Source organism: Microbacterium sp. MYb64, assembly GCF_002979495.1.
GTDB lineage: Bacteria > Actinomycetota > Actinomycetes > Actinomycetales > Microbacteriaceae > Microbacterium > Microbacterium azadirachtae_A.
In genome coordinates, this window is record NZ_PCOW01000014.1 from 39,562 (window position 1) to 54,166 (window position 14,605).

The 14,605-nt window shown below is 70.7% G+C and carries 14 protein-coding genes; 10 read left to right on the forward strand and 4 right to left on the reverse strand.

Annotated elements, in window-relative coordinates:
• Positions 1 to 131 precede the first annotated feature (131 nt).
• The 3 genes from CQ044_RS13045 to CQ044_RS13055 all read left to right on the forward strand — a co-directional run bounded on the left by CQ044_RS13045 (position 132) and on the right by CQ044_RS13055 (position 3,349).
• Entirely contained in the window at positions 132 to 1,424 is a 1,293-nt protein-coding gene (locus tag CQ044_RS13045; RefSeq protein WP_105688863.1) for an HNH endonuclease signature motif containing protein, read from the forward strand.
• A 124-nt stretch (positions 1,425 to 1,548) separates the two neighbouring features.
• Entirely contained in the window at positions 1,549 to 2,409 is an 861-nt protein-coding gene (gene kynA / locus CQ044_RS13050) for a tryptophan 2,3-dioxygenase (protein WP_258133305.1), read from the forward strand.
• Between the two features lie 4 nt (positions 2,410 to 2,413).
• Entirely contained in the window at positions 2,414 to 3,349 is a 936-nt protein-coding gene (locus CQ044_RS13055) for a hydrolase (protein ID WP_105688864.1), read from the forward strand.
• A gap of 110 nt (positions 3,350 to 3,459) precedes the next feature.
• Here the strand turns inward: CQ044_RS13055 and CQ044_RS13060 are convergent, their stop codons facing one another.
• From CQ044_RS13060 to CQ044_RS13070, 3 genes are all read right to left on the reverse strand, one after another.
• The gene (locus tag CQ044_RS13060) at positions 3,460 to 4,578 is read right to left on the reverse strand and encodes a hypothetical protein (protein ID WP_105688865.1); all 1,119 of its coding nucleotides are present in this window, start codon (positions 4,576 to 4,578) and stop codon (positions 3,460 to 3,462) included.
• Between the two features lie 175 nt (positions 4,579 to 4,753).
• Complete coding sequence (locus CQ044_RS13065) at positions 4,754 to 5,377, reverse strand: histidine phosphatase family protein (protein WP_105688866.1); 624 nt, start codon at positions 5,375 to 5,377, stop codon at positions 4,754 to 4,756.
• Positions 5,378 to 5,381: 4 nt separating this feature from the next.
• Entirely contained in the window at positions 5,382 to 5,777 is a 396-nt protein-coding gene (locus CQ044_RS13070) for a DUF5684 domain-containing protein (protein WP_219844965.1), read from the reverse strand.
• A 129-nt stretch (positions 5,778 to 5,906) separates the two neighbouring features.
• Here CQ044_RS13070 and aspS point away from each other — a divergent pair, with 129 nt between their 5' ends.
• Both aspS and CQ044_RS13080 read left to right on the forward strand, forming a co-directional pair.
• On the forward strand, positions 5,907 to 7,712 hold the full coding sequence (gene aspS, locus CQ044_RS13075; RefSeq protein ID WP_105688919.1) for an aspartate--tRNA ligase: 1,806 nt from the start codon (positions 5,907 to 5,909) through the stop codon (positions 7,710 to 7,712).
• A gap of 7 nt (positions 7,713 to 7,719) precedes the next feature.
• Positions 7,720 to 8,265 (forward strand): GNAT family N-acetyltransferase, encoded by a 546-nt coding sequence (locus CQ044_RS13080; protein ID WP_105688867.1) that lies wholly within the window; start codon positions 7,720 to 7,722, stop codon positions 8,263 to 8,265.
• 51 nt (positions 8,266 to 8,316) lie between these two features.
• Here the strand turns inward: CQ044_RS13080 and CQ044_RS13085 are convergent, their stop codons facing one another.
• The gene (locus tag CQ044_RS13085; RefSeq protein ID WP_105688868.1) at positions 8,317 to 8,778 is read right to left on the reverse strand and encodes a hypothetical protein; all 462 of its coding nucleotides are present in this window, start codon (positions 8,776 to 8,778) and stop codon (positions 8,317 to 8,319) included.
• 230 nt (positions 8,779 to 9,008) lie between these two features.
• Between CQ044_RS13085 and CQ044_RS13090 the strand changes: the two genes are divergently transcribed.
• Genes CQ044_RS13090 through CQ044_RS19865 form a run of 5 tightly spaced genes read left to right on the forward strand, consistent with a single transcriptional unit; the run spans position 9,009 to position 14,587 of the window.
• Positions 9,009 to 10,154 (forward strand): ABC transporter substrate-binding protein, encoded by a 1,146-nt coding sequence (locus CQ044_RS13090; protein ID WP_105688869.1) that lies wholly within the window; start codon positions 9,009 to 9,011, stop codon positions 10,152 to 10,154.
• Positions 10,151 to 11,104 carry an ABC transporter permease gene (locus CQ044_RS13095; RefSeq protein ID WP_374954859.1) on the forward strand — a complete coding sequence of 318 codons (954 nt, stop codon included), beginning with the start codon at positions 10,151 to 10,153 and terminating at the stop codon, positions 11,102 to 11,104. The genes CQ044_RS13090 and CQ044_RS13095 overlap by 4 nt, the downstream gene beginning before the upstream one ends.
• Complete coding sequence (locus CQ044_RS13100) at positions 11,101 to 11,895, forward strand: ABC transporter permease (RefSeq protein ID WP_105688871.1); 795 nt, start codon at positions 11,101 to 11,103, stop codon at positions 11,893 to 11,895. The genes CQ044_RS13095 and CQ044_RS13100 overlap by 4 nt, the downstream gene beginning before the upstream one ends.
• Positions 11,892 to 12,980, forward strand: a complete 1,089-nt coding sequence (locus tag CQ044_RS13105; protein ID WP_105688872.1) for an ABC transporter ATP-binding protein — start codon at positions 11,892 to 11,894, stop codon at positions 12,978 to 12,980. Before CQ044_RS13100 ends, CQ044_RS13105 begins: the two co-directional genes overlap by 4 nt.
• Before the next feature lie 35 nt (positions 12,981 to 13,015).
• On the forward strand, positions 13,016 to 14,587 hold the full coding sequence (locus CQ044_RS19865; RefSeq protein ID WP_105688873.1) for a helix-turn-helix transcriptional regulator: 1,572 nt from the start codon (positions 13,016 to 13,018) through the stop codon (positions 14,585 to 14,587).
• Positions 14,588 to 14,605 lie beyond the last annotated feature (18 nt).

The window sequence follows — 14,605 nt, forward strand, 5'->3', positions numbered from 1 at the left end:
ACCTCAGCCTAGCCGCGCGCCGCGACCGGGTGGATCCGCGCTTCGATCCGTGGGACACATGTGCGAAACTGGTTGTCCACAGATCCCGCATCCGCCTCTCCAGTGTCGCTGCTTCGTTCTAGGCTGTAAGCATGGAACTCGCCCCCGACCACACGCTCCGCCGCAGCGCGGCGCTGGTCGAGGAGTGCGCGGAGATCGACCGGGAGATCGCCCGGCTGCACGCCAGGAAGGCGGAGAGACTCGCCGAACGGGTGCGGCTGCTCCTCGATGAGATCCGCCCGGGACAGGACGGTTTCGAGCAGGCCGAACGATCCATGATCAGCGATTTCTCCGCGGGGCTGCGGATCACCGCCTACGCCGCGGCGAAGCAGCTCGCCAATGCGCACACCCTGCAGGAGCGCCTCCCGGGCACGCGCGCGGCCCTCGGCGCCGGTGCGCTCACGCTCGCCCACGCCGACGTGATCGTCGAGGCCGCGCGCGACCTCCCCGCCGGGGACGACGCGGTGACGGCCGCCTACGAGACGGCGATCGTCCCCTACGCGTCCGCGGAGACCCGCGCGCGCACGAAGGCCTTCGCCGAGAGCGTCGTCGCCGCCCTCGCGCCCGCGACCGTGCAGGAGCAGCACGACCGCGCACAGGACCAGCGGGTCGTCACGGTGACCGACGAGGGACGCGGACAGGCGACCCTGCACGTCACCGGCCCCGCCGTGCTCATCCACTCCGCCTACGACCTGGTCACACAGGAGGGCCACGCGATCCTCCGCGCGGCGAAGCAGGCCGAAGCGGACTCCGAGCCCCTCGGCGACGCCCGCACCCTGGATCAGGTGCGCTGCGACCGGATCCTGCTGCGGCTGCTCACCGGCCGCATCGATCACGACGCCGACATCCTCGACAGCATCCGCCCGACGGTGCAGGTCACGGTCAGCGCCGCCACCCTCGCGGGGATCGACGACCGCCTCGCCGAGCTCGACGGCCACGGTCCGTCGGACGCCGCCCTCGCACGCGGCCTCGCCGCATCCGCCGCCTCCTGGCGACGGCTCCACCTCGATGACGCGGGGATGATCACCCGCACCACCGCCTACCAGCCGACCGAGGCGATGAGACGCCACCTCCGCGCCCGAGACCGCACCTGCCGGTTCCCTGGTTGCCGCAGACCCGCGCGCAGGTGCGAGATCGATCACACCTACGACCACGCCCGCGGCGGACCCACCGCGATCACCAACCTCGCATGCCTCTGCGCCACCCACCATGCTCTCAAGCACCCGGACGTCGACGCGAGATGGCGCTGGACCGCGCGACAGCACCGAGACGGGACCATCGTCTGGACCACCCCCGCCGGCGTCGAATACTCGGATACGCCGCCGCCTCGCGTCATGTTCGTGGAAGAGGCGGGCTTCTCGCCTACACACTCGCCGGGCCGATGACAAGTGCATAGAGGCGAATCGCGGGGCGGAGCGATGGCTGCGATCACAGACGCTTCCGAAGCACCGGTGAAATACTGGACGTGTTCAACGACAAGGGACGTGTTAACGACAAGGAGGTCGCCCTGTGCCGGACAACACGACCGCGAACGAGCGGGCGCTCGAAGAGGGCATCGTCACCGATCTGAAGGATCGGATGACCTACGGGTCGTACCTCGACCTGGATCGGCTCCTCAGCGCGCAGCACCCGGTCAGCGTGCCGGAGCACCACGACGAGATGCTGTTCATCATCCAGCACCAGACCACCGAGCTGTGGCTGAAGCTCGTGCTGCACGAACTGGGCACCGCGCGGGACCGACTCGCCGAAGACGACCTGCGTTCGGCCCTCAAGCACATGGCGCGCGTCAAGCACATCCAGGAGGTGCTCACGCAGCAGTGGTCGGTGCTGGCGACGCTCACCCCCACCGAGTACGCGCAGTTCCGCGGCGACCTCGGCAACTCCTCGGGCTTCCAGTCGGTGCAGTACCGCGCCGTCGAGTTCGCGCTCGGCAACAAGAACGAGCGGATGCTGAGCGTGTTCCGCTCCCACCCCGAGAACCTCGCGATGCTCACGGCGGAGCTCGAGCGGCCGACCCTGTACGACGAGTTCCTGCGTTTCGCCGCACGCCGCGGCCTGCCGATCCCTGCCGAGATCCTCGACCGCGACGTGCGCCAGCCCTACCGGATGCACGATTCGCTCGTGCCCGTGCTCACCGAGATCTACGAGAACCCCCACGACCACTGGGACCTGTACGAGGCGTGCGAGGAGCTCGTCGACGTCGAGGACAACTTCCAGTTCTGGCGCTTCCGCCACCTGCGCACGGTGACCAGGACCATCGGACGCAAGATCGGGACGGGCGGATCCAGCGGCGTGGACTTCCTGCAGCGCGCCCTCGACCTGACCTTCTTCCCCGAGCTGTACGCGGTGCGCACCGAGATCGGACAGTGACGGCGTGAGCGTGGCGGACGGCACGGTGATCGGCGGTTTCACGGATCACCACGTGCATCTCCAGCTCGTAGATCCGGCACATCTGTCGAGCGGGCTGCTGGGGCGCGTGCTGGATCTCGGATCCGCCCCGGCGGCGGTCGCGGCCCTCGCGGCGGAGCCGCCAGGAGGCGTCGCGATCTCCTTCGCGGGCGCGTTCCTGACCCCGGTCGGCGGCTATCCCTCCGACCGGTCCTGGGCGCCGGAGGGATCCTTCCGGAAGATCGCAGACGCCGATGCGGCGGAGGCCGCCGTCGCCGAGATGAAGGCCGCCGGCGCCTCGGTCATCAAGGTCGCCAGCAACAGCACGGCGGGTCCCGTGTTCGGCGACGATCTGCTCCAGGCGATCGTGCGCATCGCCGATCGCCACGGGCTGCCCGTGGTCGCGCACGCGGAGGGCCCCGGCGAGGCGCAGCGCATGCCGCGGCTCGGCGTCAGGGCGCTCGCGCACACCCCGTTCACCGAGCGGCTGAGCGATGCCGAGGTCTCCGCCCAGGCCGGCCGGATCGCGTGGATCTCCACCCTCGCGATCCACGAGGGCGAGACCCGCGCGATCGCCGTGGACAACCTGCGCCGCTTCCATGCGCACGGGGGGACGGTCCGCTACGGAACCGATCTCGGCAACGGCGATCAGCCGGTCGGACTGAACCCCGCCGAGATCGAGGCCCTGCGCGAGGCCGGCGTGCGCGGGGCCGCACTGATCCGCGCGCTCGTCCCGGTCGCGGCGACCGCGGAGCGCCGGTTCCTGCTGCCCGCGCGCGACGCGGATCCGTTCGACCTGGAACCCGTGCCGCACCCGCACGGGGCGACGCGGCTGCACGGTCGCGGCCATGCATCCGGATCGACGCGGCCCGCGCATCTGGTCTCGCCCGAAAGCGTGATCTCGCCCGAAAGCGCCCGGTAGCCGGCGATATCACGACGTTGCCGACGCTCGTCGCCGGCTCCGGCTCCGGCTCCGGCTCCGGCTCCGGCTCCGGCTCCGGCTCCGGCTCCGGCGACGTATCCTCCCTGGTCTCAGATCAGCTCCATCACCGGTCCTTCGTGCACGGCCTGGTATATGGCATTGCGGATCACGTTGGCCTGGTCCGCAGTGAGGGTGCGGTCGATGGGCCGCAGGACGATCCGCAGCAGCAGATTGACCTGCCCCTCCCGCGTTCCGAGCCGGGTGCGCGCGGCGTCGGGAAGCTCCTCGTGCGGCGTGCGGCTCAGCACCTCGACCGATTCGAGGACATCGGCGTCGTCGCCGAGCGCGATGCGGATGCGGTCGCCCAACGTCTCCCCGTCCTCCTCAGCGGCAAGCACCACTGAGATGTCCCGCCGGGACGCCGGCAGGAGTGAGACGTGCTGCCAGGGCTCCACGGTGAGCATCTGGGCGGCGATGCGCGGATCTTCGGCCCGAACGTAGCGGATGTCGGGGATGCCCTTGCGCAGCATCAGCGCGCGTTCCAGGCCCATGCCGAGCGCCAGCCCGGACCACCGCTCGGGATCGAGACCTGACCCGCGCAGGACGTCGGGATGGATGCGCCCGCACTCGGCCAGTTCGAGCCATTCACCGTTGTGCAGGACGTCGATCTGGCGCCCTCCGACCGTGTAGGGGTGGGTGGCATCCGTCACGGTCCATTCCGCGCCGGGAAGCACTGCCTCGACCAACCGGCCGATCATGGTCAGCATGTCGCCGTCATCGGTGTCCGCGGTGCTGCGGAGGCGCCAGAGATCGACCTGGTGGGGTTCGCCCACGTGGCTGCGATCGACCACGTCACGCCGGTAGACGAGGCCGGGTGCCACGATCAGCTCGTCGACATCTGCTCGGTCGGCGTAGTCCTCGAGGGCGGTCGGAAGCGCGGAGCTCATGTGGCTGCGCAACATCACCGTCGAGCTGACGTACCGGGTGTAGCGGCGCGCGCGGGTCACATCACCGGAGTCATAACCGAGGCGGTCGTAGTTCTCGCGCACCGGCACGATCGGCGTCGTTCGCACGTGGCGGACGGTGCTGTCCCATTCCGTCCGCAATGCGGCCACGACGGAATCCAGGAGCACCTGGATCGCATGGCTGCCCTGGGCGGGATCGGTGAGGTCGCGCAGGTTCAGGGCGCGCCAAAGCTGGTCAGAAGTCAGGTAGTCGGCATGCGACATGAGAAGGTCTCCGGAACGGTTGCAGGCTGGCGAAGGATGAGAACTCCCCCCGACCGCGCCTGCGGAGACCTGATGCGCTAACGGCGCGCGTCGATGACCCCGCGGCCATATCCCGGCCGGGGGTTCTGAAATCGCTGCTGCCAGTGCACGAGACCAGGGTACATGCGAAGCGTCGTCAGACGGCGCCCAGGTCGATCCCGGCCGCGGCCGGCTCCGCGTAGGCCACCTCGCGCCACACGTCGCCGACGCGCTCGAACGAGGTGACGCTGGACAGCGCGCACCGGCGGGTCCGCGGGTCGTGCCGCAACGGCAGTCCCGCGACCGACAGATGCGTCATCCAGATCGGCGCCTGGTGCGAGACGAAAACCACGTCGCCGCCGTCGGCGTCGTGCCAGGCCTCGTCCATCGCGGCGCGCATCCGCGCGGCGACCGAGGTGTACGGCTCGCCCCAGCTCGGCAGGGACGGGCGACGCAGGTGCCGCCAGTTCCACGGATTCATCAGGGCGCGACGCATCTGCGTGCCCTCGAACACGTTCCACGGCTCGATGATGCGCTCGTCCAGCACCGGATCCAGACCGAACGCGGCGGTGAACGGCTCGGCCGATTCCTGCGTGCGCTCGAGGGGCGAGCAGCGCAGCGCCGACACCGGACGGCCCGACGCCGCGACATGGTCGGCGGCGGCCTGCGCCATCCGCCGGCCCGCGTCGCTCAGGTGATAGCCGGGCAGGCGTCCGTAGAGGATCCGCCCGGGGTTGAAGACCTCGCCATGGCGGACGAGGTGGAGACGCTCCGCCGTCATCCGATCAGACGCGGCGGTACTCGGCCGAGCCGAACCCGATGATGAAGTACCCGATGAACGAGAACAGCCAGAGCAGGAAGAACGAGAACACGCCGCCCTTGCCGAAGTTCTTGCCGAGCTTCACGGCGACCACGATCGCGAAGATGATGTTGACGAGCGGGATCAGGTACAGCAGCACGAGCCAGCCGCTCATCCCGGCGATCTTGATGAGGAAGATGAGGTTCACGATCGGGATGATCGCGAGGATCCCGGGGTGTCCGGCCTTCGTGAAGACGCGCCACAGCGCGATCGCGATGATGACGTAGAGGATCAGCGAGAAGGTGATGCCGGTGCCGGAGAAGATCGCGGCGTAGACGCCGCTGACGGCGTCGGTCGCATCGGACGCGTGGACGATGTTCATCTGCGGTGCCTTCCGGGTGGGGGATGAGGTTCACCGCAGTCTAGTGAGACGGAGTCGCTCACCACGAGGCATTCCGCGCGTCCCCGTAGAATGGCCGGGATCCCTTTTCCCTAGTTGGAGGCGTATTCCGTGCTTCGCACCCACACGGCAGGCTCGCTGCGAGCCGAGCACATCGGTCAGACCGTCACCCTTGCGGGGTGGGTCGATCGCCGTCGTGACCACGGAGGGGTCGCCTTCATCGATCTGAGGGACGGATCCGGCATCGCCCAGGTCGTCATCCGCGACGAGGAGATCGCGCACCCGCTGCGCAGCGAGTTCGTCCTGCAGGTGACCGGCGAGGTGTCGCGCCGCCCCGCCGGCAACGAGAACCCGAACCTGCCCTCGGGCGAGATCGAGATCGTGGTGCAGGACGTCGTGGTGCTGAACGAGTCGGCGCCGCTGCCGTTCCAGGTCTCCTCCGGCCTCGCCGAGACCGACCCGGTGGGCGAGGACGTGCGCTTCAAGCACCGCTACCTCGACCTCCGCCGCCCCGCCGCGATCACGCCGCTGCAGCTGCGCTCCAAGGTCTACAAGGCCCTGCGCGATGTGCTGCACGAGCGCGAGTTCGTCGAGGTCGAGACCCCGACGCTGACCCGCTCCACCCCGGAGGGCGCCCGCGACTTCGTCGTCCCCGCGCGCCTGCACCCCGGCAGCTGGTACGCCCTGCCGCAGAGCCCGCAGTTGTTCAAGCAGCTGCTCATGGTCGGCGGCGTGGAGAAGTACTTCCAGATCGCGCGCTGCTACCGCGACGAGGACTTCCGCGCCGACCGCCAGCCCGAGTTCACCCAGCTCGACATCGAGATGTCCTTCGTCGAGCAGGAGGACGTCATCGAGATGATGGAGGCCGTCATCCGCGCGATGTGGGCCACCATCGGCGTCGAGGTGCAGACGCCGCTGCCGCGGATGACCTACGCCGACGCGATGGCGAAGTACGGATCCGACAAGCCGGACCTGCGTTTCGGCCTCGAGCTCGTCGAGGCGACCGAGTACTTCTCCGAGACCACGTTCCGCGTCTTCCAGGCCGACTACGTGGGCGCTGTCGTCATGCCCGGCGGCGCGTCACAGCCGCGCAAGGTGCTCGACGCCTGGCAGGACTGGGCCAAGCAGCGCGGCGCCCGCGGCCTCGCCTACGTCCTGTTCAACGAGGACGGCACGCTCGGCGGTCCCGTCGCGAAGAACCTCAGCGAGGCCGAGCAGGCCGGTCTTGCGGAGCTCGTGGGAGCTGCGCCCGGCGACTGCGCGTTCTTCGCCGCCGGATCCGCGAAGGACTCCCGCGCCCTCCTCGGCGCCGCCCGTGTCGAGGTCGGCCGTCGCCTCGGTCTGCTCGACCCCGAGGTGTTCGCCTTCACCTGGGTCGTCGACGCCCCCATGTTCGAGCCCGCCGCGGATGCGGAAGCCGCAGGCGACGTCGCCGTCGGCGCCGGCGCCTGGACCGCTGTACACCACGCCTTCACCGGCCCGAAGCCGGAGTTCGAGGCCACCTTCGACACCGACCCCGGATCCGCCCTCGCCTACGCGTACGACATCGTCTGCAACGGTTCCGAGCTCGGCGGCGGATCCATCCGCATCCACCGCGAGGACATCCAGAAGCGCGTCTTCGAGGTCATGGGCCTCTCCGACGAGATCGCGCAGGAGCAGTTCGGCTTCCTGCTCGACGCGTTCAAGTTCGGCGCCCCGCCGCACGGCGGCATCGCGCTCGGCATGGACCGCGTGCTGCAGCACCTGTCGAAGACCGAGTCGATCCGCGAGGTCATCGCGTTCCCGAAGACCGGCAACGGCTTCGACCCGCTCACCGCCGCGCCCGCCCCGATCACCGCGGAGCAGCGCAAGGAGGCCGGCGTCGACGCCGCGGAAGCCCCCGAGCAGTCCGAGTCCCTCGCGCCCGTCGAGGCCTGACCCGAGCATGCTCACCGAGCTCGCCCTCCCCGTTCCGCTCGACACGCGGATCGGGGAGGTGACGCTGCGCCGCGCGCGCATCGAGGACACCGCGGCGATCGTCGCGCTGCTCGCCGATGACGCGATCAGCGCGGCGCGCGGCGACACCGCCTCGGACGACGACCTGCCGGCGTACGCCGCGGGCCTGGAGTCGGTGCTCGCCGACGGATCCAACGACCTCCTCGTCGCCGAGCACGGCGGCCGGATCGTCGGCACGTTCCAGCTCACCCGCATTCCGGGGATGTCCCGCCGCGGCTCGACCCGACTGCTCGTCGAGGCGGTGCGGGTGAGCTCGGATCTGCGCTCCAGCGGCGTCGGATCCGCGCTCATGCGCTGGATCATGGACGTCGCGACCGCCGACCTGGGCAGCCCGCTGGTGCAGCTGACCTCTGATGCGCAGCGCGTCGAGGCGCACCGCTTCTACGAGCGCCTCGGCTTCGCCGGATCGCACAGGGGCTTCAAGTACAACGCGCCGTCCTCTGGCAGTGAGGCGCCCGCCACCACCGGTCGTTGAGCGAAGACGCCGAAGGCGACTGAGACGAAACGCCCCCGGAGACGACCGCGCTCAGACGTCATCCGGATCCGACAGGTCCTCGACCGCGACGGGGACGCGGCCGGCGAACATGACGCCGACGCCGTACTCGTCGCCGATCTCCAGGCCGCACTCCGCGAAGCGCATCATCCACGTGCCGTCCTGCCAGACCACGGCCTCCGGCGCGCCGAACGGAGGCTCCTCCTCCGCGAGCCGCGCCCGGTCGGCAGCCGACAGGTCGCCCTGCGGGCCGGCCAGCTCCTCCACGAGGTAGCGGATGGCGGCCTCGCTGAGCTCGGCGAACTCGGTCACGATGCCCTGGGCCGCCTCCCGCGCCTGGGCACTGGGCTCCTCCGCGGGTTCGGCGACGATGCTCACGGTCCAGCCGCCGTCCCCGCCCTCGACGCCCGCGGTCCAGCAGGCGATGTCGTCCGGCGCGTCGATCCGGATCAGGGTGGCGCCGTCGAGCTCGATCGTCTCGGGAAGAGTGCTCATGCTCCGATCCAACCAGACGGCGCCTGTCTCCAGCCAGAACTCGCCCGTCTCCCACCAGGCCCCGCCGTGTCGCGTTGCACGCGTTCCCGACGCCGGACCGGAGATCCGACTTCCCTGGACCCGAATCGTTCATCCCGCATTCACCCCGGTCCGCCTGGCCGGTAACTCCGCCGCCGTACATTCCCTCTCGACCCGACCCCGGCGGCAGCGCCGGACACCGAGAGGAAATCATGCTCATCAGCAACCGCCGTGCGCGCATCGGCGCCGGCATCGCGCTCGCGACCAGCGCCGCGCTCCTGCTCTCCGCCTGCTCCGGATCCGCCTCCGCCGACCCGACCGGCTCGGCCGGCTCCGGCGCCAAGGCCTCGACCGCCACCTCCCTCAAGGACTTCGGCTCCCTGGCCGACCTCGAGAAGGCCGCGGAGGCCGAGGGCAAGCTCAACGTGATCGCGCTCCCCCACGACTGGGCCAACTACGGCGAGATCCTCGCCGCGTTCACGAAGAAGTACCCGAAGATCAGCATCAACGAGGCCTCCCCCGACGCGTCGAGCGCCGAGGAGATCCAGGCCGCCAAGACGAACGAGGGCCTGGACACGGCTCCCGATGTCTTCGATCTCGGCCTCACCGTGACCCTGCAGAACACCGACAAGTTCGCCGCCTACCAGGTGGAGAAGTGGGACGAGATCCCGGCCCAGCTCAAGGACAAGGACGGCCTGTTCACGGGCGACTACGGCGGGTACATGTCGATCGGCTACGACTCCTCGAAGTTCCCGGAGCCGAAGAGCCTCGACGACCTGAAGAAGTCCGAGTACAAGGGCGCGGTCGCGCTCAACGGCGACCCGACGCAGGCCGGGGCGGCGTTCGCCGCGGTGGGCCTCGCGACGGTGCAGTCCGGTGGGAAGCTCGACGACTACCAGAAGGGCATCGACTTCTTCGCCGACATGCAGAAGGCCGGCAACCTGCTCAAGGTCGACGTCACCACGGCGACGGTCGCGAGCGGGGAGACCCCCGTCGTCTTCGACTGGGACTACCTGAACGCCGCGCACACCAAGGACAACAAGAACTGGAAGACCGTCGTCCTTCCCGGCACGGGCTACGCCGGCTACTACAACCAGGCGATCAACAAGGCGGCGCCGCACCCCGCCGCCGCGCGCCTGTGGCAGGAGTTCCTCTACAGCGACGAGGGCCAGAACCTCTGGCTCAAGGGCGGCGCGCGCCCCGTCCGCATGGACGCCATGACCAAGGCGGGGACGATCGACAAGACGCTCGCCGCCGCGCTCCCCGCCGCGCCGAAGGAGACCGTCGTGCCGACCGAGGCGCAGAGCACCGCCGCCGGCAAGCTGCTCGGCGAGAAGTGGGCCTCGGCCGTCCAGTGACCTCCGACACCACCGCGGCTCCCGCCGCATCCCGTGCCGGGTCGGAGCTGCGCGCTCCGGCCCGGCGCGGGCCGTCGGGCCGGGCCCCGCTCCCCGCCCGCCTGTCCCGCGGGCTCGCCGCGATCGGGCTCGTCCCGTTCGCGGCGTACCTGCTGCTGTTCCTCGTGCTGCCCACGATCCTCGCGGTCGCCACCGGCTTCTTCACCCGGGACGGCGCCTTCACCACGAGCAATCTCTCGGCCCTCTGGGATCCGACCGTGCTGCTCACGTTCGCCAACTCCGCGGGGCTCTCCCTGCTCACCGCGGCGATCGGCGCCATCGTCGGCGCCCTCGTCTGCTACGCCCTGCTCGGCATGAGCCCGTCCGGCGGTGTGCGCACCGTGATCGACGCCGCCTCCGGAGTGCTCGCGCAGACCGGCGGCGTGATGCTCGCGTTCATGTTCATCGCGACGCTGGGCCTTCGCGGCGTCCTGACCGAGCTGCTCAAGAACGCCTTCGGCATCGACCTTTTCGCCCAGGGCCCGTGGATCTACGAGCTCCCTGGGCTGATCCTGCCCTACCTCTACTTCCAGATCCCGCTCATGGTCATCACGTTCATGCCCGCCCTCTCGGCGCTGAAGCCGCAGTGGGCCGAGGCCAACCTCACGCTCGGCGGCACCCGCGCGAGCTTCTGGCTGCGGATCGGGATCCCCGTGCTCGCCCCGGCCTTCCTCGCCAGCTTCCTGCTGCTCTTCGCGAACGCGTTCTCCTCGTACGCGACCGCGGCCGCCCTCGCGAGCCAGGGATCGCAGATCGTGCCGCTGCAGATCCGCGCCGCGCTCACGAGCGAGACCGTGCTGGGGCGGGAGAATCTCGCCGGCGCGCTCGCGCTCGGCATGATCGTCGTCGTCGGGATCGTCATGTGGCTCTACTCGCTGGTCCAGCGCCGGGCAGCGAGGTGGCAGTCATGAACCGGCTCGCCTCGTCGTCCGTCACCCGCTGGATCATCGGGATCCTCGTCGGGCTCTTCTTCCTGGTGCCTCTGGTCGCGACGCTCGTGTACACGTTCACCAAGGACGGCGAGTTCACCGTCGCGCACTGGGCAGCCCTGGGCGATCCCGCCAAGGCCGCGGTCTACCAGCCCATCTGGACGGGGCTCGGCAACTCGCTGATCCTCGCGGTCGTCACCGTGCTCATCGTGCTGCTCGTGCTGGCGCCGACGATGATCCTGGTGAACCTGCGCTATCCGCGACTGCGCCCGGTCTTCGAGTTCGTCGTGCTGCTGCCGATCTCGATCCCCGCGATCGTGCTCGTGGTCGGCCTCACCCCGATCTACCTGCAGATCGGGCGTTCGTTCGGCACCGGCGCCTGGACCCTCGCGTTCGCGTACGGCATCACCGTTCTCCCCTTCGCGTACCGGTCCATCCAGGCGTCGATCGACGCGGTCGACATGACCACGCTCGCCGAGGCGGCCCGCTCTCTGGGCGCCGGATGGGGCACGGTCCTGCTGCGCGTGCTCGCCCCGAACCTGCGCCAGGGCCTGCTCGCCGCGTCCCTCCTGTCCATCGCGGTCGTGCTCGGCGAGTTCACGATCGCCTCGCTGCTGAACCGCGACGTGCTGCAGACCGCGCTCGTGGTCGTGCAGAAGCAGGACGGCTGGGCCCCGGCGATGTTCGCCCTGATGGCGCTGACGTTCAGCTTCCTCCTGCTCCTCATCATCGGACGGGCCGCGCGCGGCCGGTCCGGAAAGGCCGACTCATGAGCGACATCGCGCTCCCCCGCACCGCGGACAACTCCCTGCTCGCGGACCGCTCAGACGGCACCCGCGTGCAGTTCGACGGCATCGTCAAGAGCTACGGCCGCACGCAGGTCCTGCACGGGATCGACCTCGACATCGCGCCCGGCGAGTTCGTCTCGCTGCTCGGGCCCTCCGGCTGCGGCAAGACCACCCTGCTGCGCGTGCTCGCGGGGCTCGAGGACGCCGACGGCGGCGCCGTGCTGCTGGGCGGCAGGGACGTGTCGGGAGTGCCGACCAACAAGCGCGACCTGGGCATGGTGTTCCAGTCGTACTCGCTGTTCCCGCACCTGCGCGTGGTGGACAACACGGCGTTCGGGCTCCGCCGCCGCAGGGTCGCCACGGCCGAGGCCCGCAAGCGGGCGCTGGACGCGCTGGCCCTGGTCGGTCTCGAGGCGCACGCGGACAAGTACCCCCACCAGCTCTCCGGGGGCCAGCAGCAGCGCGTGGCGCTCGCGCGGGCGCTCGTCACCGAGCCCAGGGTGCTGCTGCTGGACGAGCCGCTCTCCGCCCTCGACGCCAAGGTCAGGGTGCAGCTGCGCGACGAGATCCGCCGGCTGCAGCTGCGACTCGGCATCACGACCGTGTTCGTCACGCACGACCAGGAGGAGGCGCTCAGCGTCTCCGACCGGATCGCGGTGATGAACGCGGGACGGATCGATCAGATCGGCACGCCGGAGGAGCTCTACCTGCGCCCGGCGACCGCGCACGTCGCCGCGTTCGTCGGCCTGTCCAGCGTCGTGCGCGGACTCGCCGACGGTGCGACCGTGCGGGTGTGGGGCGCCGAGATCCCGCTCCAGCTCCCTGCGACCGGCGAGGTCGACGTACTCCTGCGGCCCGAGAACGTGCGGCTGGTCGAGCCCGCAGGAGCAGCCGTGACGGGAAGCGTCGAGGAGAGCATGTTCCTCGGGAGCATGCGGCGCACGCTCGTGCGCACCGAGGACGGCCTGCTCGTGCGCGTGCAGCACTCGGCGCGGATCCACCCGCAGTACGGCGACCTCGTCGGGCTCGCGGTCGATCCGGAGCCCGTGGCCGTGCGGCAGTCGCAGTGAGGCGGGAGCGCTCACCCGTCTGACAGGATCGGATCATGCGTCCCCCCGAGGCTCTGAGCGCACTCCCCCTGGTCCAGGGCTCCTCCGCCGCGCCCGTGGCGCCGCAGGTCGCCGGTCGCCTGTCGGCGCTTCCGGGGATCACGACGGAGCATTTGAGGGCGGTCGGCGACCGCCTGTCCGCCGCCCAGCGCGCGGGCCTGGCGGTCCTGCCGGACGTGTGGCCGCTGTCGACGGCTGCGGCGCCGGAGGCCGAACCCGGCGTGCGGCGTCTCCTGCTCGCCGCCGCGCTCTCCGTGACCGACCGCGCGGACGTGCTCCTCGCCGCGACGGCGACCGACACCCGCGTCGTGATCTCCGAGGCGGTGCAGCGCACCGTGCGGTTCTCCGCTGGCCGGTTCCGGTTCCTGTCCGAAGCCGACCGGAGCGCAATACTCGCGGGCGCTGACGCGGCGGAGTGCGAGACGATCCATCGCGCGCTCTGGCTCGCCCACCGTCAGCACGGCCTCGCCGACGTCGGCCTCTGGCACGCCGTGCACGGCAGGGCGGAGACGGATCCGCGAGCGCTGCGCGCCCTCATCGCGGTCGGCCAGCGGCTGCTGACCCGCGGCAACCCGGAGGCCGCGTTCCGGATCGCCTCTGCGCGCGCGCTCGCCGGCGCCGCGGCGATCCGCAGCAACGCGGCGATGCTCGGCGCGCGCAGCGCCCTCGTGCTCGGCTGCTTCGACGACGCGGTGCGCCTGTTCCAGGCCGCCGAGCTCGGCGAGGGGGACCTCAGGGCCCAGGCGCAGACCGGACGCCGCGTCGCGCAGAGCTTCCTCGACGGACCGGACGAGGGCGCGGATGCCCTCGCCCGCGTCGCGAGCCAGCTCCCTCTCCTGCGGTCCGCCGCGGCGACGGCGACGGACCACGCCGCACTGACCGGCATCGACTCGATCGCGGAGATCTGGTGGACCTCGCCGGAGGAGGCGGACGAGCGTCACGCCCGGCTCTACCTGAGCGTCATCCCCGCGGCCGAGGTGTGGCCGTGGAACTCCGCCGCCGGCCCGCTGAGCCCCTTGATCGAGGCGCACGTGCGAGGTCAGCAGGCGGGGTTCCTGCTGCACGCGGGACGCGCGGCGGAGGCTGCCGACGTCCTCGGCGACGCGCTCGCCCGCCTTCCCATGACGCACATCGGCGGCGGCGTGACCTCGAGCGCTCTCGTCGCCCTCCGGGACGATGCTCCGGAACTCGTCCAGGGCTTCGGCCCTGCGCTGATCGCGCTGCGTCCAGGGCGGACGGTCGGCTATGCCGTCGTCCCGGACGTCGACGGCCCGAGCACGGTCGCGGTCAGCCGCACGGCCGTGGACGAGCGCACGACACGGCAAGGACTCCCCGCGCTGGCCCTGCTCACGGGGCGCGAGCGCGGCGTGATCGACCTGCTCGCGCGGGGTCTGCGCAACCGCGAGATCGGGCTCGAGCTGGGGATCTCCGAGCGCACGGTGGAGGTGCACCTCACGAATGCCTTCCGCAAGCTCGGTGTGCGCAACCGCGCCGAGGTGCTCGCCCGCCTGCTGGAGGACCGCGAAGAAGGCGGCGCGCCGGCTTCTCGCCGCCGCGAGCGCGCGTAACGGGGTCGGCGCACGCGC

What these genes read in the sequence shown, in the direction of transcription:
- CQ044_RS13045 (WP_105688863.1), top strand. Translation starts at nt 132, where the DNA reads ATGGAACTCGCCCCCGACCACACGCTCCGCCGCAGCGCGGCGCTGGTC.
- CQ044_RS13060 (WP_105688865.1), bottom strand. Translation starts at nt 4,578, where the DNA reads ATGTCGCATGCCGACTACCTGACTTCTGACCAGCTTTGGCGCGCCCTG.
- CQ044_RS13065 (WP_105688866.1), bottom strand. Translation starts at nt 5,377, where the DNA reads ATGACGGCGGAGCGTCTCCACCTCGTCCGCCATGGCGAGGTCTTCAAC.
- CQ044_RS13070 (WP_219844965.1), bottom strand. Translation starts at nt 5,777, where the DNA reads ATGAACATCGTCCACGCGTCCGATGCGACCGACGCCGTCAGCGGCGTC.
- CQ044_RS13080 (WP_105688867.1), top strand. Translation starts at nt 7,720, where the DNA reads ATGCTCACCGAGCTCGCCCTCCCCGTTCCGCTCGACACGCGGATCGGG.
- CQ044_RS13085 (WP_105688868.1), bottom strand. Translation starts at nt 8,778, where the DNA reads ATGAGCACTCTTCCCGAGACGATCGAGCTCGACGGCGCCACCCTGATC.
- CQ044_RS13090 (WP_105688869.1), top strand. Translation starts at nt 9,009, where the DNA reads ATGCTCATCAGCAACCGCCGTGCGCGCATCGGCGCCGGCATCGCGCTC.
- CQ044_RS13100 (WP_105688871.1), top strand. Translation starts at nt 11,101, where the DNA reads ATGAACCGGCTCGCCTCGTCGTCCGTCACCCGCTGGATCATCGGGATC.
- CQ044_RS13105 (WP_105688872.1), top strand. Translation starts at nt 11,892, where the DNA reads ATGAGCGACATCGCGCTCCCCCGCACCGCGGACAACTCCCTGCTCGCG.
- CQ044_RS19865 (WP_105688873.1), top strand. Translation starts at nt 13,016, where the DNA reads ATGCGTCCCCCCGAGGCTCTGAGCGCACTCCCCCTGGTCCAGGGCTCC.